At 53.5% G+C, this 21,468-nt stretch carries 20 protein-coding genes; 19 read left to right on the plus strand and 1 reads right to left on the minus strand.

Annotation, left to right across the window (positions count from 1 at the left end):
- The first annotated feature begins 110 nt into the window (after positions 1 to 110).
- The 5 genes from ispE (at position 111) to HYD27_RS26625 (ending at position 5,009) form a co-directional block, all read left to right on the plus strand.
- Positions 111 to 965: a 4-(cytidine 5'-diphospho)-2-C-methyl-D-erythritol kinase gene (ispE, locus tag HYD27_RS26605; protein ID WP_219220300.1), complete on the plus strand. Its 855-nt coding sequence runs from the start codon at positions 111 to 113 to the stop codon at positions 963 to 965.
- Between the two features lie 104 nt (positions 966 to 1,069).
- Positions 1,070 to 1,909, plus strand: a complete 840-nt coding sequence (gene purR / locus HYD27_RS26610; RefSeq protein WP_219220302.1) for a pur operon repressor — start codon at positions 1,070 to 1,072, stop codon at positions 1,907 to 1,909.
- Positions 1,910 to 2,107: 198 nt separating this feature from the next.
- On the plus strand, positions 2,108 to 2,395 hold the full coding sequence (gene spoVG / locus HYD27_RS26615; protein WP_020425826.1) for a septation regulator SpoVG: 288 nt from the start codon (positions 2,108 to 2,110) through the stop codon (positions 2,393 to 2,395).
- A 171-nt stretch (positions 2,396 to 2,566) separates the two neighbouring features.
- Positions 2,567 to 3,967 carry a bifunctional UDP-N-acetylglucosamine diphosphorylase/glucosamine-1-phosphate N-acetyltransferase GlmU gene (glmU, locus tag HYD27_RS26620; protein ID WP_304623813.1) on the plus strand — a complete coding sequence of 467 codons (1,401 nt, stop codon included), beginning with the start codon at positions 2,567 to 2,569 and terminating at the stop codon, positions 3,965 to 3,967.
- An 88-nt stretch (positions 3,968 to 4,055) separates the two neighbouring features.
- Positions 4,056 to 5,009, plus strand: coding sequence for a ribose-phosphate diphosphokinase (locus HYD27_RS26625; RefSeq protein WP_219220304.1), 954 nt, complete (start codon positions 4,056 to 4,058; stop codon positions 5,007 to 5,009).
- Between the two features lie 179 nt (positions 5,010 to 5,188).
- Here the strand turns inward: HYD27_RS26625 and HYD27_RS26630 are convergent, their stop codons facing one another.
- Positions 5,189 to 5,389 carry a hypothetical protein gene (locus HYD27_RS26630; protein WP_219220306.1) on the minus strand — a complete coding sequence of 67 codons (201 nt, stop codon included), beginning with the start codon at positions 5,387 to 5,389 and terminating at the stop codon, positions 5,189 to 5,191.
- A 92-nt stretch (positions 5,390 to 5,481) separates the two neighbouring features.
- On the opposite strand from HYD27_RS26630, the gene pth reads away from it, so the two are divergent.
- From pth to spoIIE, 14 genes are all read left to right on the plus strand, one after another.
- On the plus strand, positions 5,482 to 6,042 hold the full coding sequence (pth, locus tag HYD27_RS26635; RefSeq protein ID WP_219220308.1) for an aminoacyl-tRNA hydrolase: 561 nt from the start codon (positions 5,482 to 5,484) through the stop codon (positions 6,040 to 6,042).
- Positions 6,043 to 6,130: 88 nt separating this feature from the next.
- Entirely contained in the window at positions 6,131 to 6,361 is a 231-nt protein-coding gene (fin, locus tag HYD27_RS26640) for an anti-sigma-F factor Fin (protein WP_219220310.1), read from the plus strand.
- Positions 6,362 to 6,495: 134 nt separating this feature from the next.
- Complete coding sequence (mfd, locus tag HYD27_RS26645) at positions 6,496 to 10,020, plus strand: transcription-repair coupling factor (protein WP_219220312.1); 3,525 nt, start codon at positions 6,496 to 6,498, stop codon at positions 10,018 to 10,020.
- A complete protein-coding gene (locus tag HYD27_RS26650) occupies positions 10,007 to 11,077 on the plus strand; it encodes a peptidylprolyl isomerase (RefSeq protein ID WP_219220314.1) in 1,071 nt (356 codons plus the stop codon). The genes mfd and HYD27_RS26650 overlap by 14 nt, the downstream gene beginning before the upstream one ends.
- A 310-nt stretch (positions 11,078 to 11,387) precedes the next feature.
- Complete coding sequence (gene spoVT, locus HYD27_RS26655; protein ID WP_219220316.1) at positions 11,388 to 11,930, plus strand: stage V sporulation protein T; 543 nt, start codon at positions 11,388 to 11,390, stop codon at positions 11,928 to 11,930.
- 144 nt (positions 11,931 to 12,074) lie between these two features.
- Positions 12,075 to 13,742 carry a putative polysaccharide biosynthesis protein gene (locus tag HYD27_RS26660; RefSeq protein ID WP_219220318.1) on the plus strand — a complete coding sequence of 556 codons (1,668 nt, stop codon included), beginning with the start codon at positions 12,075 to 12,077 and terminating at the stop codon, positions 13,740 to 13,742.
- A gap of 176 nt (positions 13,743 to 13,918) precedes the next feature.
- Positions 13,919 to 15,418: a bifunctional methyltransferase/pyrophosphohydrolase YabN gene (gene yabN / locus HYD27_RS26665; RefSeq protein WP_219220320.1), complete on the plus strand. Its 1,500-nt coding sequence runs from the start codon at positions 13,919 to 13,921 to the stop codon at positions 15,416 to 15,418.
- A 339-nt stretch (positions 15,419 to 15,757) separates the two neighbouring features.
- Positions 15,758 to 16,030, plus strand: a complete 273-nt coding sequence (locus HYD27_RS26670) for an HU family DNA-binding protein (RefSeq protein ID WP_025706252.1) — start codon at positions 15,758 to 15,760, stop codon at positions 16,028 to 16,030.
- Positions 16,030 to 16,308: an RNA-binding S4 domain-containing protein gene (locus HYD27_RS26675; RefSeq protein ID WP_019914474.1), complete on the plus strand. Its 279-nt coding sequence runs from the start codon at positions 16,030 to 16,032 to the stop codon at positions 16,306 to 16,308. Before HYD27_RS26670 ends, HYD27_RS26675 begins: the two co-directional genes overlap by 1 nt.
- A 253-nt stretch (positions 16,309 to 16,561) precedes the next feature.
- Entirely contained in the window at positions 16,562 to 16,846 is a 285-nt protein-coding gene (yabP, locus tag HYD27_RS26680; RefSeq protein ID WP_219220322.1) for a sporulation protein YabP, read from the plus strand.
- The gene (yabQ, locus tag HYD27_RS26685) at positions 16,843 to 17,406 is read left to right on the plus strand and encodes a spore cortex biosynthesis protein YabQ (protein ID WP_219220324.1); all 564 of its coding nucleotides are present in this window, start codon (positions 16,843 to 16,845) and stop codon (positions 17,404 to 17,406) included. Before yabP ends, yabQ begins: the two co-directional genes overlap by 4 nt.
- A 22-nt stretch (positions 17,407 to 17,428) precedes the next feature.
- Positions 17,429 to 17,764: an FtsB family cell division protein gene (locus HYD27_RS26690; protein ID WP_219220326.1), complete on the plus strand. Its 336-nt coding sequence runs from the start codon at positions 17,429 to 17,431 to the stop codon at positions 17,762 to 17,764.
- Positions 17,765 to 17,888: 124 nt separating this feature from the next.
- A complete protein-coding gene (locus HYD27_RS26695) occupies positions 17,889 to 18,389 on the plus strand; it encodes a S1 domain-containing RNA-binding protein (RefSeq protein WP_020425553.1) in 501 nt (166 codons plus the stop codon).
- Positions 18,390 to 18,822: 433 nt separating this feature from the next.
- On the plus strand, positions 18,823 to 21,330 hold the full coding sequence (gene spoIIE, locus HYD27_RS26700; RefSeq protein WP_219220328.1) for a stage II sporulation protein E: 2,508 nt from the start codon (positions 18,823 to 18,825) through the stop codon (positions 21,328 to 21,330).
- Positions 21,331 to 21,468 lie beyond the last annotated feature (138 nt).

The raw sequence follows: 21,468 nt of genomic DNA on the forward strand, positions 1-21,468 counted from the left end.
CGGCGCCCTTTTCGGCCTGCGCTGAACTTTTGTTAATGGACTTCGTTACAAGTTTCTCATATAATATGTTAAGTTGTTTTTACGGGAAAAGCTGAGGGTGGGTGAACGCCTTGAAAATGTATGAAAAAGCGCCGGCCAAAATCAATCTGATGCTGGATGTACTGCGCAAGCGCGCGGATGGCTTTCATGAAGTGGAAATGATAATGACCATGGTTGATTTGGCGGACCGTCTGGAGCTGTCCGAGCTGAAGCGGGATTCGATTATCATCTCAAGCCAGGCCGGGTATATTCCGCTGGACGAGAAAAATCTGGCTTTTCAGGCTGCCAGGCTTATTAAAGACCGTTATAATGTGAGGAGCGGCGTACATATTCATCTGGACAAAAGAATTCCGGTTGCTGCCGGCTTAGCCGGCGGCAGCAGTGATGCCGCAGCTACACTGCGCGGCCTGAACCGGCTCTGGCGCCTTGGCATTCCGGCGCAGGAGCTGCAGGAACTGGGCGCCGAGCTGGGCTCGGACGTCCCGTTCTGCGTCACAGGCGGCACTGCCCTGGCCACGGGCAGAGGCGAGCAGCTGACTCCAATCCAGAGTCCGCCGCAGTGCTGGGTCGTCCTGGCCAAGCCGCCGATCAATGTCTCGACGGCGGAGGTGTATGGACGCGTGCGCGCGGGCAGCATCGCCGTGCATCCATCAGCCTCCCGGATGCAGGAGGCTATCGCCGCCGGCGACTTCGCCGCCGTCTGCGCGGGGCTGGGCAACGTGCTGGAGGATGTCACGCTGAAGCTGCACCCGGAGGTGCAGCAGCTGAAGGAAGCTATGGTGAAGCTCGGCGCCGATGGCGTACTTATGTCCGGCAGCGGGCCGACGGTGTTCGGCCTGGTGTCGAAGCAATCCAAGGTAGCCAGAATATATAACGGGCTGCGCGGATTCTGCAAGGAAGTATACGCCGTGCGTTCGCTGAACTAGATAAATGCTATTTGAAGGTGATCGAAGGGATCGCCATGCTTGTATAAATCCGTACAAAAGTGATATTATTTTTAATAATATTCGGTTTTGGCGAGGAGCATTCCGTGAAGAAACTTAAAAGAAGCCAACGTTTGGTAGACATGACCCAATTTTTGCTTGAGAAACCGCATGATCTCCTGCCGCTGTCTACATTTGCAGACCGATACGGGGCAGCAAAGTCATCCATCAGTGAAGATTTGGCTATTATAAAAGAGGTATTTGAAGGCGAAGGCATGGGCGAGCTGCAGACACTGGCCGGTGCGGCCGGGGGTGTGCGCTATATTCCGCGGATTCCTACAGACATGGCGCTTGCCTTCGTAGAAGGCCTGTGCGGCCAACTGGAGCAAAGCGACCGGATACTGCCCGGCGGCTATCTGTATATGTCTGATCTCCTTGGGCTCCCTTCACTGATGGAGCAGGCCGGCAAGATCATCGCTACAGCCTTCTACGGTGTGGAGATTGATGTGGTAATGACCGTGGAGACCAAGGGCATTCCGCTGGCTTATGCCACGGCTGCGCAGCTTGGGCTGCCGGTAGTACTGGTTCGGCGCGACCATCAGGTGACGGAGGGCTCCGCTGTAAGCATCAACTATGTCTCGGGATCACATAAGAGCATACATACGATGTCGTTGTCCAGACGGGCCCTGCGGGAGAAATCCCGGGTGCTGATTGTAGATGATTTCATGAAGGCAGGGGGAACCGTGCGCGGCATGGTTGATCTGCTGGGAGAGTTCAATGCCGAGGTCGCCGGTGTAGGTGTACTGGTTGAATCGGGTGCGGTCGAGACGGAAGAGCGCCTGCTGCATGACTATGTGTCGCTGGTGAAGTTAAGCGAAGTTGATTCCAAGGGGCGGCGCATATCCGCACATCCGGGGAATTATTTCTCCTCTTTAAGGCTTGGATAATCCCACATCCACAATACTGGGTAAAATGTCGAATCGGTGAGGAAAACACAGAGAACTGCACGAAATGTGTCGAAAACGATGGAATGACAAAAATAATCTGCTTAATCAGGCATTTTATGGAATCAAAAAGAAGGAATTCGCTTTGCTGTGTGGAATTATACACCAAGTCTCTGATGGAAAAAGGTGGTGAACACACACATGCAAATTACGGATGTCAGACTCCGCCGTGTCAACTCTGAGGGGAGAATGAAAGCAATCGCATCCATTACAATCGATAACGAGTTTGTTGTTCATGACATACGCGTCATCGATGGTAATAACGGGATGTTTGTTGCGATGCCCAGCAAGCGTACACCGGATGGGGAATTCCGCGATATCGCACACCCGATTTCTTCGGGAACACGCGAGAAGATTCAATCTGCGGTTCTGGCCGAGTATGATCGCGCCGCTACTGAAGAAGAAGAGGTCATTGAGGAGGGAGCGTAAGCTGTACGCGCTTAACTCTGAAGGACGGCTGCCCTCTTGGGTGGTTCAAGGCCATGCCGTTTTTTATTGGGGTTCGAAGAAAAGGGAACCATGCCTTCATGGTTCTCTTTTCTTTTTGCCCGGAATGAGATATATTCAGTAGTGAGCTAAAGAAGTAGGAGGTTGGCATTCTTGAAAAGGATGGCTGTTGTACTTGCTGCAGGTCAAGGCAAGCGCATGAAATCTAAATTATATAAAGTGCTGCACCCCGTCTGCGGCAAACCGATGGTTGGGCATGTACTTGATACAGTAAAAGCGACCGGATGCCAGCGCACCGTTGTAGTTGTCGGACACGGCGCAGAGGAAGTTAAAGCCTATGTGGGCCAGGATGCGGAATATGTGCTTCAGGAAACGCAGCTGGGTACAGGCCATGCAGTGAAGCAGGCTAAAGATCTTCTCGGCGGCGAAGCAGGCACAACGGTTGTGATCTGCGGGGATACACCGCTCATAACAGCGGAAACGCTGGAGGGGCTTATGGCCCTGCATGAAGGCCAGAGCGCGGCTGCAACCGTCCTTACAGCCGTCATGGAGCAGCCTGCAGGCTACGGAAGAATTATTCGCGGTGAAGACGGCGGCGTGCTGAAGATTGTGGAACAGAAGGATTGCACTTCTGAGGAAGCTGCTGTGGACGAGATCAACACGGGGACTTATTGTTTTGATAATGCTAAGCTGTTTGCAGCCCTGGAGAAGGTCACGAACAGCAACAACCAGCAGGAATATTATTTGACCGATGTTATCGGCATACTCCGGGCACAGGGGGATATCGTTTTGGGATATCAGGCTCATGATGCTGCGGAGTCTATTGGCGTTAATGACCGTTTGGCCTTGTCGGAAGCGGAGAGCCTGATGCGCCAGCGCATCAACCGCCGGCATATGCTGAATGGTGTAACCATTATTGATCCTGCTTCAACCTATATTGCTGCCGGTGTGACGATAGGATCGGATACCACCCTCTATCCGGGTACCATCCTGAAGGGAAAGACGGCAATTGGGGAAGATTGTGTGATTGGACCTTCCAGTGAGATTAAAGACTGCGTGATCATGAACGGTGCAGAAGTCAAGCATTCCGTGCTGAATCAGGCTCAAGTCGGCGCACGAGCCTCCGTCGGGCCTTTTGCCTATTTACGTCCAGGTGCAGTGCTTGGCGAAGAGGTCAAAATCGGCGATTTCGTGGAAGTTAAGAATGCCAGCATCGGGGACGGCTCCAAGGTATCCCATTTAAGCTATATCGGCGATGCAGCTGTCGGCAAGAACGTAAATGTGGGCTGCGGGGCAATTACCGTTAATTATGACGGTTATAATAAATCACGAACCGAAATTGGCGATAATGCCTTTATCGGAAGCAATGTGAACCTTGTGGCTCCTGTAACAGTGGGCAAGGGTGCGTTTGTCGTTGCCGGATCGACTATTACACGTTCGGTATCGGAGAATGATCTGGCTATTGCCAGATCAAGGCAGGAGAACAAGCCGGGCTATGCCGAGAAGATCCGCTCCCGGGCCAAAGCAAAGAAAGACCAGTCGAGTCCATCGTAGAGCGCCAGGAGCCAAAGCGCCGGACGGACCCGCAAATCCGCGCCGGCGCCACTTGGAAGTTAAATTCCGTCACGGAGGGTTTTATTTTATGACTTATTGCGATTCCAAACTAAAGATTTTTACCTGCAATTCCAATCCTAAGCTGGCCAGTCAAATTGCCGATTATATCGGTATTCCAATGGGTGAATCCCATACGACAAGCTTCAGTGACGGGGAGATTCAGGTCAAGCTGTCTGAGAGCGTTCGCGGCTGTCACGTATATATTGTACAGTCCACCTGTGGTCCGGTTAACGATAATCTGATGGAGCTTCTGGTTATGGTAGACGCGCTCAAACGCGCCTCCGCGAAGAGCATCAATGTGGTTATTCCTTACTATGGATATGCGCGTCAAGACCGTAAGGCCCGTTCCCGCGATCCAATTACGGCCAAGCTGGTAGCGAACCTGATTGAAAAAGCAGGGGCACACCGCGTCATTACCATGGACCTTCACGCGATGCAGATTCAAGGCTTCTTCGACATTCCGGTGGATCATCTGCTGGGTGTTCCGATTCTGGCCCAATACTTCCGCTCCAAGCAGATTCAGAACCCGGTTGTTGTGTCACCTGACCATGGCGGTGTTGTGCGGGCAAGAAAGCTTGCCGATTTCCTCAACGCGCCGCTGGCCATTATCGACAAGCGCCGTCCGGAGCCGAATGTCAGTGAGGTCATGAACATCATCGGTAATATCGAGGGCAAAACGGCGATTCTGATCGATGATATTATCGACACAGCCGGAACCATTGTCCTGGGAGCCAATGCACTGATGGAAGGCGGCGTGAAGGAAGTGTATGCTTGCTGTACCCATCCGGTATTGTCAGGCCCTGCACATGAACGTTTGGAAAGCTCTCCAATCAAAGAAATTATCGTGACGGATACCATTCCAATCCGCAGCAGCAACCCGACCTCCAAGCTGAAGGTCCTATCCGTAGCTCCACTGATGGGCGAGGCGATTATCCGCGTTCATGAAGAGCTGTCGATCAGCAAATTGTTCGAAATCGAATAGACCGCCCGGATATCAAGCACGAAACGGCTTCGCCGCTCTCTGCAGGAGGCGGCTTCTGTTTCAGCGAGAAATATAAGGATGATTCATGAAGTGGAACCTATAACTCCTTATATTAGAAAAAGGGTTACACCTCCGCAAGCGGAAGATGTAACCCTTGTCGGCGTAATGCGAAAGCCGCTTTAGTACCCTGGTCGCGAGATGAAGGTGAACAGGCTGCGGTTATAGAGCGTTCCCTGCAGCTCAACAAAGCCTTCATCCACAGCGGTCACCATACCGATGTCAACGTGCACGTTGCCTCTATAGACCTCAACAGGCACAGCATATTGGATGTGGTACTGAAAATGGCGCTGCAGCGTTAAGATTTCGCCCTGATGTAGCATGTTTCATCACCTGTCTTCGGAATATACACTTATTGTACCAAAAACGGAACGCCTCTGCCGAGGAGCGCCATGAAGGAAAGGATAGCCTCATCATGAAATGGATTGTTGGACTCGGGAATCCCGGACCGCAGTACGCCAAAACGAGACATAATGTCGGCTTTATGGCTTTGGACGAGTTGGCGGCCAGGCACGGTATAGTCTTTAATCAGAACAAATGCAAATCCGTTATCGGTGAGGGCGTGATAGACGGGGTCAAAGCTGTCTTGCTCAAACCGATGACTTTTATGAATCTTTCCGGGGAAGCCGTCCGTGCCTATATGGATTATTACAAAGTACAGCTTGAAGATATGATTGTGGTATATGATGACTTGGACACGGAAATCGGCAAAGTCCGGCTGCGCTACCAGGGAAGCGCCGGCGGGCATAACGGTATTAAATCCATCATACAGCATACGGGCACCCAAAGCTTCAACCGTGTGCGGATGGGGATATCCCGGCCTGAGCCCGGTTTTGCCATCGTTGATTATGTGCTCTCCGCCTTTCCTAAAAAGGATGGAGACAAGCTGGGAACGATGATCCGGGATACCTGTGAGGCTCTGGAGTTCAGCTTGAAGCATACATTTGAGCAGACCATGGCCAAATTCAATGGCTGATTCTCAAGTGATGTTGATTTCCCTTTAGGCTAAAGCCAATTCAGGCGGGGCATACTGAAGGTATATACTACCTTCAGGAGGCATATAGATGGCAATAAACTATGTATGCAGGCACTGCCGGACATTTCTGGGAAGCATTGATAGAAGTGATATTACAGAAATGCAGTTGGGCCTTCATTCCTTGACCCCTGCGGAGCGCAGAGATATCATAGCGTATGATTCAGAAGGCGAGATTACGGTAAAGGTGACTTGCGGTTACTGCAAGGAAGCCTTGGATAATAACCCCGAGCTCAGTCTGCTGGCCAGTCCGCTTCAATAAACTGGAAGCGGCTGTCTCTATCGTCATCCGCAAGCCTTGGCCTCACCGCTAAGGCTTGTTTTCGATTCCAATTTATAATAGGTGGCTTCGCCCTTCGGGGCGTGCCAGCCTGTTTAGTAAGAGAGGTGCGCCTGTTGTTACAAGGTCTTATAGAAGCTTTTTCCAAAGATCCCGATTTTCAATCCGTTGCCCGTGGTGTTGCGGCAGGCATGAAGGAGCAGCTCATATCGGGTTTATCCGGTTCAGCCAGACAAGTCATGCTTGCGGCGCTCCATGAAGAGACCGAGCGTCCGCTGCTTGTAGTCACTCACAATATGTTCTCGGCCCAGAAGATGGCTGAAGATTTGCAGGAAGCGCTTTCTCCGGATCGCGTGCTGCTCTACCCTGCCAATGAGCTTGTTGCTGCCGAGGCGGCAGTCTCCAGCCCAGAGACACTTGCCCAGCGGATTGACGTGCTGACGAAATGCGCTCAGGGGTTCCGTGGAATTGTCGTTGTACCCTATTCCGGTGTCCGCCGCTTGCTTCCCTCGCCTCATGTGATGGCTGCTGCAGAGCTGACGATTTCCCAGGATGGAACTCTGGTGCTTGATGAATTCCTCATGTCTATGATTGAGATGGGTTATGAACGGGTTGAGCGGGTAGAGAACCGCGGCGAGCTCAGCGTGAGGGGCGGCATTATTGATTTCTATCCCATGACCTCTCCTCTGGCTTACAGGGTGGAGCTGTTTGATGATGAGGTTGACTCGATCCGCACCTTTGACCCGCAGGACCAGCGTTCGATCGACAAGGTGCGCAGTGTGAAGATTACCCCTGCCAAAGAAATCATTGCCGATGGGGCCCGGCAGGATGCGGCCTCTACAGAAGCGGCGGCGATGCTGGAACGGCAGCTCGAGAAGATGACTGACCGCCAGGCCAAGCTGCGCTTGCGCGAGGAAATGGGCCGGGAGCTGGAAATGCTCCGCGAAGGCACGTATTTTCCGGAAATCTATAAATATATCAGTCTCTTATATCCTGAACGCTCCCATTTGTACGACTATATGGAGCAGGACACTGTTCTGATCCTGGATGAACCTTCCAGATTGCTGGAAACGGCGAAGCAGCTGGAACGGGATGAATCGGAATGGAATCTGCATCTGCTGCAGAACGGAAAGACGCTGCCTGATCTTCAGCTTTCTGTTGAGAGTGATGTTGTGATGTATCAGCGGCCGTTCCAAAGCCTGTTCATGTCGATCTTCCTGCGCCAGGTTCCGCATATCCAGCCCCAGAATATTCTGGGCTTCATCAGCCGCGGCATGCAGGACTTTCATGGCCAGATGAATGTGCTGAAGTCGGAGATGGAGCGCTGGCACAAATCTGGCGTGAAGGTCATTATGCTGGCCGGCGGGGAAGAGCGGATGGAGCGGATCCGCAGGGTGCTGTACGATTACGGCATTGAGGAGCCAACCCTCCTGCAAGGGAACCTCGGCTCCGGTTTCGAGCTGCCCTCAATCCATCTTGCAGTGGTTACTGAAGGCGAGATGTTCTCACAGAAGCAGCGTAAGGCACGCAAGGTGTCCAAGGGCATCGACAATGCTGAACGGATCAAGAGCTACACGGAGCTGAAAATTGGCGATTATGTCGTTCACCAGAATCACGGGATCGGCAAGTATATGGGGATCGGGACGCTGGAGGTCAGCGGCATTCACCGTGATTATATGCATATTATGTACGCCGGGGGAGATAAGCTCTCCGTACCGATTGAACAAATTGACCTCATTCAGAAATATGTCGGTTCGGAAGACAAGGAGCCGAAGGTATATAAACTGGGCGGCAACGAATGGACCAGGGTCACGAGCAAGGTGCGTTCCTCGGTTCAGGATATTGCCGACGATCTGATCAAGCTCTATGCCGAGCGCCAAAGCGCACTGGGCTACGGGTTTGAGAAGGATACCCAGGAGCAGCGTGAATTCGAAGAAATGTTTCCATATGAGGAAACGCGTGATCAGCTGCGGGCGATTGAGGAAATCAAAAAGGACATGGAGCAGAACCGGCCGATGGACCGGCTGCTGTGCGGTGATGTAGGCTACGGCAAGACCGAGGTGGCCATCCGCGCCGCGTTTAAATCAGCGATTGAAGGCAAGCAGGTTGCGGTGCTGGTGCCAACGACGATTCTGGCCCAGCAGCACTATGAGACCTTCCGCGAACGCTTTGCCAACTATCCGATTAATATTCAGGTGCTGAGCCGTTTCCGCAGCCGCAAGGAACAGAATGAGACGATCAAGGGCGTGCGCCAGGGAACGGTGGATGTGGTTATCGGCACGCATCGGCTGCTGTCCCAGGATCTGGTCTTTAAGGATCTCGGTTTACTGATTGTGGATGAAGAGCAGCGTTTCGGTGTAACGCATAAGGAGAAGCTCAAAAAATTGAAGACCAACGTCGATGTGCTGACGCTTACGGCGACACCTATCCCCCGTACGCTGCATATGTCCATGCTTGGTGTGCGCGATTTGTCAGTTATTGAGACCCCGCCGGAGAACCGCTTTCCCGTGCAGACGTACGTGGTGGAGCACAGCCAGACGCTTACCCGTGAGGCTGTGGAACGTGAGCTGGCCAGGGGCGGCCAGGTCTATTATCTCTACAACCGCGTTCAGGGCATCCAGGAAATGGCTGCCCAAATCTCCATGCTTGTTCCCGAGGCCCGTGTCGGCATTGGCCATGGCCAAATGTCGGAGTCAGAGCTGGAGAAGACTATTCTTGATTTCCTGGATGGGGAGTACGACGTGCTGGTCAGCACCAGCATTATTGAGACTGGGGTAGACATTCCGAACGTCAATACGCTGATTGTGCATGATGCCGATAAAATGGGGCTGTCCCAGCTGTATCAGCTGCGTGGACGCGTAGGCCGCTCCAACCGGATTGCCTATGCCTACTTCACGTACCAGCGTGACAAGGTGCTCACAGAGGTAGCCGAGAAGCGGCTGCAGTCGATCAAGGAATTCACAGAGCTGGGTTCCGGCTTCAAAATTGCCATGCGCGACCTCTCTATCCGCGGAGCGGGCAATTTGCTTGGCGCCGAACAGCATGGGTTTATTGCTTCTGTCGGGTTTGATCTGTACTCGCAGATGCTAGCGGAAGAGATCCGCAAGCGCAAGGTCAGCGTGCTTGGTGAGGAGGATACCTCGCTCAAGCAAGGCAATACGGTGATTGACTTGTCGATTGACGCTTATCTGCCGTCCGAGTACATTTACGACAGCATTCAAAAAATTGAAATTTATAAAAAGGTTGCCGCCGTGTCTTCGCTTGAGGATGCCGCCGAGCTGGAAGACGAGCTGCTGGACCGCTTCGGGGAGCTGCCTGAATCGGTTGTCAACCTGTTGTCCGTCGCCCGCTTGAAGGTGTACGGCAAGCTCTACGGCATGGAATCGATGGTCCGGCGGGGCGATGAGGTATCGCTGAATTTCCATGAGGGCAGCACCGGTGCTTTTGACACGGCAAAGCTCGCCAAGGTTGGAAATGTCTTTGAAAGACGTGTACAATTTGATAGAGACGCCAAAGCCGCCATCCGCGTGAAAGCCAAGGATCTTGGCGACAAGGAGCTGCTTGATCTGCTGGAACAGTTTCTGGCGGCGGCCAAACAGTCTTTAAAATTGAAGGGAGAACTTCACAATGTCATCAAATAAAACAAAATCCTGGAAAGTGCTGCTGGTTTCACTGGCAGCGGCAGTTTCCTTCTCCATGCTGGCGGCCTGCAGCAGCAATAATGACAGCAATGCCGCCGAAGATAACAGCACGGCAGTAGCCACTTACAAGGGTGGAACCATTACCGAAAAGGAATTTGATCTGGATACACGCGTTATGAAGCTCCTGTCGCCTCAGCAGGCCGCATACTTGGAAATCGATGCCTTCAAGGAGTCGATTTTGAAGCAGGAGGTCGCATTTGAGTACCTGTCCGACAAGGCTACGGACGCTGCAAAGAAGGAAGCGGAGAAGGAAGCGGATGTTCAAGTGAACGCCATCAAGACAGGTCTCGGCGATACCTATGAGAGTACGCTGAAGGAAGCCAATCTGACGGAAGACGATATCCGCTCCTACATGGTGCGTGTGCTTACCGTGTATCAGGACATGCTGCTCAAAGTAACCGACGACCAAGTGAAAGCTGAATTCGAAAAGACCAAAGGGGACTTTACGGTAGCGACGCTCCGCCATGTGCTGATCGGCCTGACAGACGCTGAAGGCAAGGAGCGCACCGATGAAGATGCGCTGAAGCTGGCCAATGAAGTTAAGTCCAAGCTGGACGGAGGAGCGGACTTTGCGGCCACCGCCAAAGAATACTCCGACGATACGGGGTCCAAGGACAGCGGAGGCGAGATCAAGGATCAGGCTCTCGGCAGCTATGTGGAGGAATTCAAGCAAGCCGCCCAGACCCTGCCGCTGAACACGATCAGCGATCCGGTCAAGACCACTTACGGCTATCATGTGATGGAAGTGGAATCCCGTACAGAAACCACCTTCGACAAGCTGACCGACGAGCAGACGGAAACCATCAAGGGCTCGCTTGCATCCCAAGCGCTGGAATCCTTCCTGGAAAATGATCTGGATTCCCTTGAAGTCAAGATTAATCTGCCAAAAAGCTCTGAAGCTGCCGATGAATCGGGAGGAGCGGATGGGGGAACCGAGCCTACGGCTGCACCAAGCGCAAGCGCCGAAGCTCCGGCCGCTACCGAAGCCGCCCAATAATAATAATTTGTCTACAGATGGACAGCCCCCTGCTGTAAGCGGCGGGGCTGTTTAAGTTGGACTGTAATGATCGATTAATCGCCCCCGCCGCTGTTTAATTGTGAGTGTATAATATTGAGAAATTATGAACAATACTGGAATGATGCCGTTGCATTTGGCTGAACTTTTTTATACATGCCGGAGGATGTATAAGGAACTGGGAAGAGATGAATACTATGGTCAGATATTACGATAAATCACTGGGTTTATCCATTCCCATAATGGACAGTAGTTGGACCATACTTCTTAAGAAAGCGGGGCAACATGTGAAATGAAAGCTACTGGAATTGTACGCCGTATTGACGACCTGGGACGGGTTGTTATCCCCAAAGAAATCAGACGCACTCTGCGTATCCGTGAAGGTGACCCACTGGAAATCTTCGTAGACCGTGATGGCGAAGTCATTCTGAAGAAGTACTCTCCGATTGGCGAACTGGGCGATTTTGCCAAAGAATATGCAGAGTCGCTCTATGAAGGAACAGGGCATATTACCATGATCACCGACCGGGATACCTTCATCGCTCTGGCCGGCGGCTCCAAAAAGGATTATTTGGAGAAACAGGTAGGCGTGCTGCTTGAGAAAGTGATGGAGAGCCGCAAGACAGTGCTTGAAACGAACGCAGGCAGCTATGACATTGGCAAAGATCATCCGGAAGCCTTATCCTCCTATGTGGCCGCACCCATTATTTCGAGTGGGGACCCCATTGGCTGTGTAGTATTGCTGAATAAGGATGATACGGTAAAAATGGCCCAGATGGAAGTGAAGATGGCCGAAACGGCCGCCGCCTTCCTGGGCAAGCAAATGGAGCAGTAACCGCTTTGGCACTATGGGCCCCGCCTTCCTTTTGGTATGATATACAAAGGGAACGGCGGGGCTTTTGTCGTCCGCCCCCAGATGAGCTATAATATAGAAATTCATCCCATCCTAGCAGTTATGGCTGTAGAAGCAGGTATATTTATGAACCTTAAGTCGCAAGGCTCCAAGCTGCTGCAAGGGGCGTTCATTCTTAGTGCGGCGGCCATCCTCTCCAAGCTGATTGGCACCCTGCAGAAAATTCCGCTGCAGAATCTGGGCGGGGATGCCGTATTTGGCATTTATAACACCGTGTATCCTTTGTATACAATGCTTGTAACCGTGGCGATGCTGGGTCTCCCGTCCGCTGTTTCGAAATTCGTGGCGGAGGCTTCGGCAGGAAGGGAAGAGCAGGAAGGGCACCGTGTACTGCTGCTCTCTTCCATTCTTACCGGTGCCAGCGGTATTGTAATCGGAGTTCTAGTCTATGCGGGCGCCCCGTTGATCTCCGTATGGGTCGGCAATTCGCATATTACCCCTGCGCTCCGCAGCAGTGCCTGGGGGCTGGCGGTTGTTCCGCTCATGGCTGCGCTGCGCGGTTATTTTCAGGGTCTGCACAATATGGTGCCTACGGCTGTGTCGCAGGTGGTTGAACAGTCGGTGCGCGTAGCTGTCATGATTGCGCTGCTGCTGTACCTGACTTCTATCCGCGCAGATGCTTCAGGCATAGCCGCCGGGGCGCTGCTGGGCTCAGCCGGCGGCGGGGCGGCAGGGCTGCTTGTAATGCTGCTGTATCTGCGGCGGCACCGCCGCCGTCAGGCGGAGCCGGAGCTTGCCGCTGCGTCCGAGGCGGCTGCTCCTGCAGCATGGGAGAGGGAGACAATTCCAGCCCGCCGGAAGGCAAGCGCTCGAATCCGGAAGCTGCTGGCTTACGGGCTTCCGGTTATGCTGGGGGCACTGGCCGTGCCGCTTATCGGGCTGGTGGACGTGTTCACCGTACCCCGCCTGCTGTCCTCAGGCGGGAGTGAAGCGGCAGCGATGGCGCAGTTCGGGATCTACAACCGCGGCCTGCCGCTGGTGCAGATCGTTACGATGCTCGCAACCTCGCTGTCGGTTGTCTTCATCCCGGCATTGGCCGAGGCCAAGTACCGGGGCGATCCCGGACTTATCCAGACCCGCGTCAGCTTGTCGCTGCGCTGGTTCTGGCTGCTGGGCCTGGCCGCCTCCGCAGGCCTGGCCGTGCTTGCGGAGCCGATCAATGCCGCTCTCTACGGCGACGCTTCCGGCAGCGGCACGATGGCGTGGCTGGCCTTCACCGCCGCCTTCGGTGCGGTCAGCATCATCTCGTCCGCGCTGCTGCAGGGCCTCGGCGCCGTGCGTGCGCCGGCGCTGCACCTCCTGGCCGCCGCGCTGCTCAAGGCGGCCCTGATCCTGCTGCTCGTACCGCAGCAGGGCATTACCGGAGCGGCCGTCGCCAGCGTGGCCGCGCACGGGTTCGCAGCAGCGCTGAACGTGCTGCTGCTGCACCGCCAGGGCCATCTGCGGCTGCGCCCCGCAGATGGCCTGCTGCGGCCCGCGCTGCTGCTTGCGGGCCTGTCCCTGGCCGCCGCCGCCGCGAGCTGCGCTGGGGGCGCTGCGGCCGCTGCCGCGGGCCTTGGCGGCAGCCGCACCGCGGCCCTGGGGCAGAGCCTGCTCGGCGTGCTCGCAGGCTGCGCCGTCTTCGCCATCGGCGCGGTCGCCCTGCGGCTGCTCAGCGAGAGCGAGCTGCGCCAGCTTCCGGGCTTTGGCCCGAGGCTGGCGGACACGCTGAAGAAGCTGCGCCTGCTTCCCTGAAGTCTGGCGGCCCCTACCGGTATGGCCGCAATTGGCCTGCGGAGATGATATTCCGGAAATCTCCCGGCTGCAGCCAGCTTCATTCGGCTCAGCTTTGCCTATCACGTACAGCAATACCAGCAGTACATAGAGCGGTCAACCGCTGAGATGGCGGCCGCCTGGAAGGAGAAGATGGCATGAGTGCAACACTTACAGTGGTTGGGCTTGGCTCCGGGAACCCGGACAGGCTGACGCTGGGTATTATCAAGAAGCTGAAGGCGGCATCCGCCGTCTACGTGCGGACCGCAGGGCATCCTGTTATGGCGGCTCTAACGGAGCTTGAGATTGCTTCACAATCCTTTGACGGCCTATATGAATCACTGTCCTCTTTTCCTGAGGTATATGAGGCGATTACGGCGAAATTGATCGAAGAAGCGGCTTCGGCGCCGGAGGGTGCGGAAATTGTCTATGCCGTTCCAGGACATCCGATGGTGGCCGAATCGGCGGTTTCTTTACTTCGCCGGCGCTGCCCGGAAGCGGGAATCGGGCTGGACATTCTGGGCGGCGAGAGCTTCCTGGACGAGGCTTTTGTCCGCTTGGGCTTTGATCCGATCGAGGGCTTTCAGCTTCTGGATGCTTCCGGCATCCGCAGTTCCCAGCTTCAGCCCGAGCTGCACACGCTGATCGGCCAGGTGTATGACAGCTTTACCGCCTCGGAGACCAAGCTCTGCTTAATGGAGCTGTATCCGCCGGAGTATGAGGTCATTGTGGGCCATGCGCTTGGGGTGGAAGGTGAAGAGCAGATTGACCGCGTGCCTCTCTACGAGCTGGACCGTCTTGCGGGCTACGGCAATTTGTCGCTTGTGTATGTTCCGGCGAACCGCGCGGAGACGGCAAGAAGGCGGAGCTTTGCCCGTCTGCATGAGATTGTCGATATCCTGCGCAGCCCGGAGGGCTGTCCCTGGGACCGGGAACAAACCCATGAATCGCTGCGCAAGAATCTGATTGAGGAAACCTATGAGGTGCTGGAGACCATTGACGAGGATGACCCGGATCACATGAAGGAGGAACTGGGCGATCTGCTGCTCCAGATTATGCTGCATGCCCAGATGGAAGAGGAGCTCGGGACCTTTAATGTGTATGATGTCATTGAAGGTCTGAATGACAAGCTGATCTTCCGCCATCCGCATGTATTCGGAGACACCGAGGCCGGCAGCGCCGAGGAAGCGCTGAAGAACTGGGAGGGCATGAAGGCTGAGGAGAAGCGGCGCAAGGGCCTGAAACCCGAAGCTGAATCTGCCCTTAGCGGTGTTCCCCGCGACCTTCCGGCGCTGATGAAAGCCTATAAGCTGCAGAAAAAAGCTTCCAGAGCAGGCTTCGATTGGGACAATGTGCATGATATTCTGGCCAAAATCCGCGAGGAGGCAGACGAGCTGCAGGAGGCGATTGAGAGCGGTGCTCCGGCGGAAGAGCAGATGCTGGAGCTGGGCGATCTGCTGTTTGCGGCAACCAATGCCGCACGTTTTATCGGCGCTGACCCGGAAGAGGCGCTCACCCGCACCAACCGCAAATTTGTTTCCCGGTTTCACTACATCGAACAGCAGCTGATCAGCCGGGGAAGTACGGTGGAGGACAGCAGCCTGGAACAGATGGAAGCACTCTGGCAGGAGGCCAAAGAAGAGGAACGGAAGCTGTAAAGGCTAATGCGGTACGCTGCGGATTGCAGGGCTAGCTGCGCTTGCAGTGAAAAATATTTTAATAGATTGCCGTCCAGGTATAGCAGCCTCACGAAGCGGCAATGCTGTGAATGCGCGCAAATCTCTGATTTGAAATGCAAAGAGTAGTTTATAATGTTATAGTGCTAGAAGCCCGGATTTTTCCGGCGAGGGCCTGTTTTTTTAAAATTTGGTGTTTCGTGGCAGGAATTCAGGCTGGCATCAAGAATATCTTTAAAGACGAAATGACGATTTGCGGCAGAATATGGCGGCACAATCGCGTTTCATTTATTTTTTGTATCCTAGGAGGAACTTCAAATTATGAACAAGACAGATTTGGTAAACAACATTTCCGAGAAAAGCGGATTGGCAAAAAAAGATGTGGAAGCTGTATTGAACGGTGTCCTCGGCGAAATTACCGATGCACTTGCACAAGGCGATAAAGTGCAGCTGATTGGCTTCGGCACCTTTGAAACCCGCAAACGTTCCGGCCGCTCCGGCCGCAACCCGCAAACGGGCACACCGATTGAAATTCCTGAATCGACTGTACCGGCCTTCAAGGCTGGCAACAAGCTCAAAGAAGCCGTTAATTAATGCGTCTCGACAAATTCCTGAAAGTCTCCCGTCTGATCAAGCGCCGTACAGTGGCCAAGGATGTGTCCGAGCAAGGCCGGGTACTGATCAACGGGCGGGAATCGAAGCCGAGCAGCACGGTAAAGATCGGCGACGAGATTACCGTACAATTCGGGCAAAAGCTAGTAACGGTCAAGGTGGAAAAGCTGGTCGAGACGACCCGCAAGGACGAGGCCGCCGGCATGTATACACTGCTCCGTGAAGAGCCTGTTGCCAAAAGCAGCGGCCTTGACTGGTAAGCGAATTCGTAAGATTTCCAAGAAAGCGCAGCTCTGCATTTATGCAGAGCGGGCGCTTTTTTTGAAAGATAAGAATTTATATGTTTCACGCTATACATTAGCCTTATCTTTCTCGCTGATTTGGGGTCCCCGCAAAGTACCTGAGTCATCATCGAAGCCAAGGCCCCGCTTTGTGGGGTTATTTTGATATAATCCCTGTTCTATAATGTCCCCTTCCTCCATAGATTAGAATCAAGAAGGAGGGGTACATGCTATGATCGAGCCAGCAAAGGTCACAAAACAGCACGATCTGCACATGCACAGCCGCAAGCAGCTTGAGCTAACAGGCGTGCAGAATGTGGAAAGCTTCGACAGCGAGGAGTTTCTGCTTCGTACGGAACTTGGCCATCTCACCATCCGCGGGAATCATTTACATATCAAAAACTTAAGTCTGGAGAATGGCATATTGTCTCTGGAGGGCAACGTGCATTCCCTGATTTATTTGGACCCCGGAGCGCAGGGCAAAAATAAAGGGATACTCGGCAAGCTTTTTAAATGAATCCCGCGATTCAGTGGATAACCCTGTTCTATATGATGCTGGCCGGCACAGCCATGGGACTGGCCTATGACAGCTACCGGGTGCTGTCGCTGAAGCTGAGCTTTCCCAAATGGCTGAATGCGCTGCTTGATTTGCTGTATTGGCTATGGGCGGCGCTGCTGGTCTTTCGCATGCTTTATGCCGGAAATCAGGGACAATTGAGGTTTTATGTCTTTGTGGGGCTGTTCCTAGGCGTATGGATCTATTTTTTGATCTTCAGTGTTACGGTGCGGCGATTTGTGGTAATGTTAATTCAGTCGGTTCAGTATTCGTGCAGACTCTTGTGGAGAGTTATAGAAGTATTGATAGGCGTACCGCTGCGCTGGCTGTGGCGCCTCTTGCGGGGCACCCTGCTGCTGCTGGGCCGTATCCTGTTATTTATTCTTAAGCTGCTGCTGCGTCTAACGAAGCCAATTTGGGTATTTCCTGTAAGGTGGATTTCTCCACATGCTTCCCGGCTCTATCACAGTGCCTGGATTATGAAATTCACGGCATGGATACACACCAAATTGAAACACTGACCTTGAACTGGAGGTACGCTGCATGAACAGATTCTCTGCGGAAGAGAAGGGGAACAATCATAAAGCTTCGGCCGCAGGCGCGAAGAGAAGAAAATTCATATGGACACTCGTCGTCGCAGTGTTTTTCGGCTGGGCCGGTTATATTTTCTTTGCCCAGAGTGCGGTGATTGCGGATAAGAGTGAACAGCTCGCCAAGAAGCAGAAGAGCAATGAGACGGTGACCGCCTCCCTTAACCAGCTGAAATATGAAGTGTCCCGTCTGAATAATGATGAGTATATCGGACAATTGGCGCGTAAATGGTACAATATGTATCCTCAAGGCGAAACACCTATTCGTACAGAGCAATCAGGGGAATAAAGCAGGCCAAAAGGGGCGTTCGCTGTGTTGCCTTGATTTGTTCTTTACTGTATAATCAAATCACCGCAGACTGGATGGACTTTATATTCGTCTGTATATTTTTAAGGGAGGATCATTTTATTCTATGGCAATTGAAGTGGGCACCAAGTTAGAGGGCAAGGTGACAGGCATCACGCATTTCGGAGCATTTGTGGATCTGTCAGGAGGTGTCACAGGTCTCGTTCACATCTCGGAAATCGCCGATAATTACGTCAAGGATGTTAACGATCATTTGAAGATTGCCGATGTGGTAACCGTCAAGGTGATTAATGTTGACAAGGACGGCAAGATCGGACTTTCCATCAAGCAGGCCGTAGATAAGCCGGCATCGGAAGTACGTCCCCCCAGAGCTCCAAGACCTGAACGTCCAAGCGGTGGAGACCGTTTCGGCGGCGGTGGCGGCAGTGGTGGAGGCGGCGGTGGTTACAATCGTGAACGGGGAGGGCGTCCATTCAAGCCTGCAGCCGGTAAACCTTCATTCGAGGATAAAATGTCACGCTTCCTGAAAGACAGCGAAGAACGGATATCTTCGATCAAGAAGAACACAGAAGGAAAGCGCGGAGGCCGTGGAGCCAAGCGCGTATAGTTAAATCCTTGCAAACCATTAATAACCGCCGGGGGCAGAGTGCCCTTTGCGGTTTTTTTGTGTAACCAAGAATGAACAGGTTCGGGGGATCAAGCAATATTTTTGGAGTACGCTTTGAAGTAAGGCTCCGCATGGTGGGGCTTTTTTGTCGTTAGGTAACAAATTGCCGACAGCATCCTTGCCATTCTCACATAACTCCAGAGCAATCGCTGACGAATATCTTTGTCGCAGGGCACCCCTGTTGTGGAAATGGTTTCCGAAAAACAAGCCGAACGGTTGTCCCGCAAGGGATGCGCAAGCTTTTCCACGGAATGTCGGGACAGGCTTTTTTGTCGGAAATTTCTTACAGACTGCTCTCCGTTTCTGACAAACTTTCTTAAGACCCCCGCTATATAATGGGAACCATAAATTCTAAAACGGGTGGTGTAGAGGAATGAGTAAAAGCAATGTGGTGAATTTGCCGGAGTGGACAAGAGCTGGAAGCAATGACAAAGATCAGAAGGATAGCTGGGTTGATCGTGCGAAAGCGTGGAGTCTGAAGCAGCCGGTTGTCCAGCTTTTTATCGTCAAGAAATGGATGCTGCTGCTGAGTCTTATGGGCTTTCTGCTGGGCCGTGCAATGATTCTGGACGAGCTTTCCCCTTTTGCCGCCGCTTATTTTGCCGTTATTGTGTTTATGCGCAGAGACTCCATTTTGCCTGTAGCTGCCGCAGTTATCCTCGGAAGCCTCTTTACTCCATTCCCCGGCGCCGTGATGGTTGCTGCAGAGCTGATTATCTTTTTCCTGATTTATAAAGGGCTGGAGAGCTTTCAGAAAGTAGAGGTTTCCTACGCGCCGCTGATGGTATTTGTCTCTTCGTTCATGGTGGGTCTGTTTAAAATCGTGATTGGGCCTTCGATTACCTGGTATTCGCTGATGATGGCGTCGCTTGATGCCCTGCTCGGATTTGTGCTCACCCTGGTATTCCTGCAGGCGCTCCCTATATTTACGTATAAGCAAAAAAGCAGGGCGCTGCGGAATGAGGAAGTGCTCTGCCTGATTATTCTGCTTGCCTCGGTGATGACCGGCCTTGTCGGCTGGAGTGTTAACGGGCTGTCACTGGAGCATATTCTATCCCGCTTTCTGATTCTGCTGTTTGCCCTGGCGGGAGGTGCCCCGCTTGGCGCAGCCGTTGGTGTAGTTACCGGACTTATCCTCAGTCTGGCCGATATCGGGGCGATCTATCAGATGAGCCTTCTCGCCTTCTCCGGGATGCTGGCGGGAATGATGCAATCCGGGCGCAAAGGCGCGGTATCCATCGGAATGCTGCTGGGATCAACGATTCTATCCGTATATTTCCTGGGTCCGGGTGATGTGATGGCCTCTACCTGGGAGACCTGCGCAGCAGTAGTGTTGTTTCTTCTCACACCTAAAGGGATTATTTCTGCCATTGCCAAATATGTGCCGGGCACGCCTGACCATAGCCGCTCCCAGCATGAATATGCGAGACGGGTAAGAGATATTACCGCAGACCGGGTAACCCAGTTCTCCCAGGTGTTCCAGCAGCTGTCGAGCAGCTTCGGCCAGATACCCCGTGCCGGGGAAGCCGGCAAAACGGATCGTGAAATGGAGGATTTCATGAATACCGTAACGGAAGGGGCCTGCTCCGGCTGCATCCGCCGTACGCATTGCTGGGACGCCAAGTTCTATCAGACCTACCGCTATATGACCGATATGATGACAACCGTAGAGGAGTGCCCGGATATCACCGCTGCCCAGCTTCCGCCGGAATGGAGCCGGATCTGCGGCAAGACGGGTGAGGTGCTGGAAGTCATGAAAGGCCAATATGATCTATACCAGCATGATATGCGCTGGAAGAAACAAATATACGACAGCCGCCAATTTGTTGCAGAGCAGCTCTCCGGGGTCTCACAGGTGATGGAGGATCTGGCCAAGGAGATCAAACGTGAAGGTCAGGCGATGTACCGCCAGGAAAGCCAGATCCGTGAGGCGCTGGAGAAGCTGGGACTGTCCATCCACAGCATTGAGATTCTGAGTCTGGACCCCGGAAGGGTAGAAATTGAGGTGGTGCACGCCTATACCCGCGGCTTTGACGAATGCCGCAAGATGATAGCTCCGCTGCTCTCCGACATTCTGGAGGAGAATATTGCAGTCGTGAACGAAACCGCGGTCCATCCCCGTGAAGGACTGTCGATGGTGACCTTCGGCTCGGCGAAAGCCTATGAGGTCAATACGGGCGTTGCCGGAGCGGCCAAAGGCGGGGACATGCTGTCGGGAGACAGCTTCAGCACCGTGGAGCTGGGCAACGGAACCTTTGCTGTCTCTATCAGCGACGGTATGGGCAACGGGGAACGGGCCCGTATGGAGAGCAGCGCCGCCCTCGGTATGCTGGAGAAGCTGCTGCAGTCCGGAATGGATGAGAAGCTGGCGGTCAAATCCGTCAATTCCATTCTGCTCCTGCGTTCCCCGGACGAATTCTATGCGACTGTGGATATGGCGCTGATTGACCAGTATTCGGCACAGACTACATTTATGAAAATCGCCTCGGCTCCTAGCTTCATCCGGCGTGGCAGCGAGGTTATCCCAGTCACCGCCAGCAATCTGCCGATCGGGATTATCAAAGATATCGAGGTCGATCTGGTCAGCATGCAGCTGCGTCCCGGCGATATCCTTATCATGATGACCGATGGTATTTATGATGCGCCCGGATATGCCGTTAATAAAGAAATATGGATGAAACGTTTAATCCAGGAGCTCGAAAGCGACGATCCGCAGGATATGGCCGACGAGCTGCTGGAGAAGGTTATCCGGTATCAGGGCAATGAAATTCATGACGATATGACGATCGTGATCAGCCGGCTGGACCACTTCCATCCGGCATGGTCCAGCCTGCATATGCCCGGTATCGGCCGGATGGAGCGTCCGCGTACCGTGAGTTAATCTATCATTTAACTGACACCTTAAAACGCTGCCTGCCCTCTCCTGTTTCACAAGCCGCTGGTTAGCGGTGTCATCTTTCTGAATTGAAACTTAATGTGGATTAAAGGAACGGAGAGAAAGTTTGGAACTGTAGAAGCG

The sequence above is a fragment of the Paenibacillus sp. S150 genome (genome assembly GCF_019352175.1).
Taxonomy (GTDB): Bacteria; Bacillota; Bacilli; order Paenibacillales; family Paenibacillaceae; genus Paenibacillus_AQ.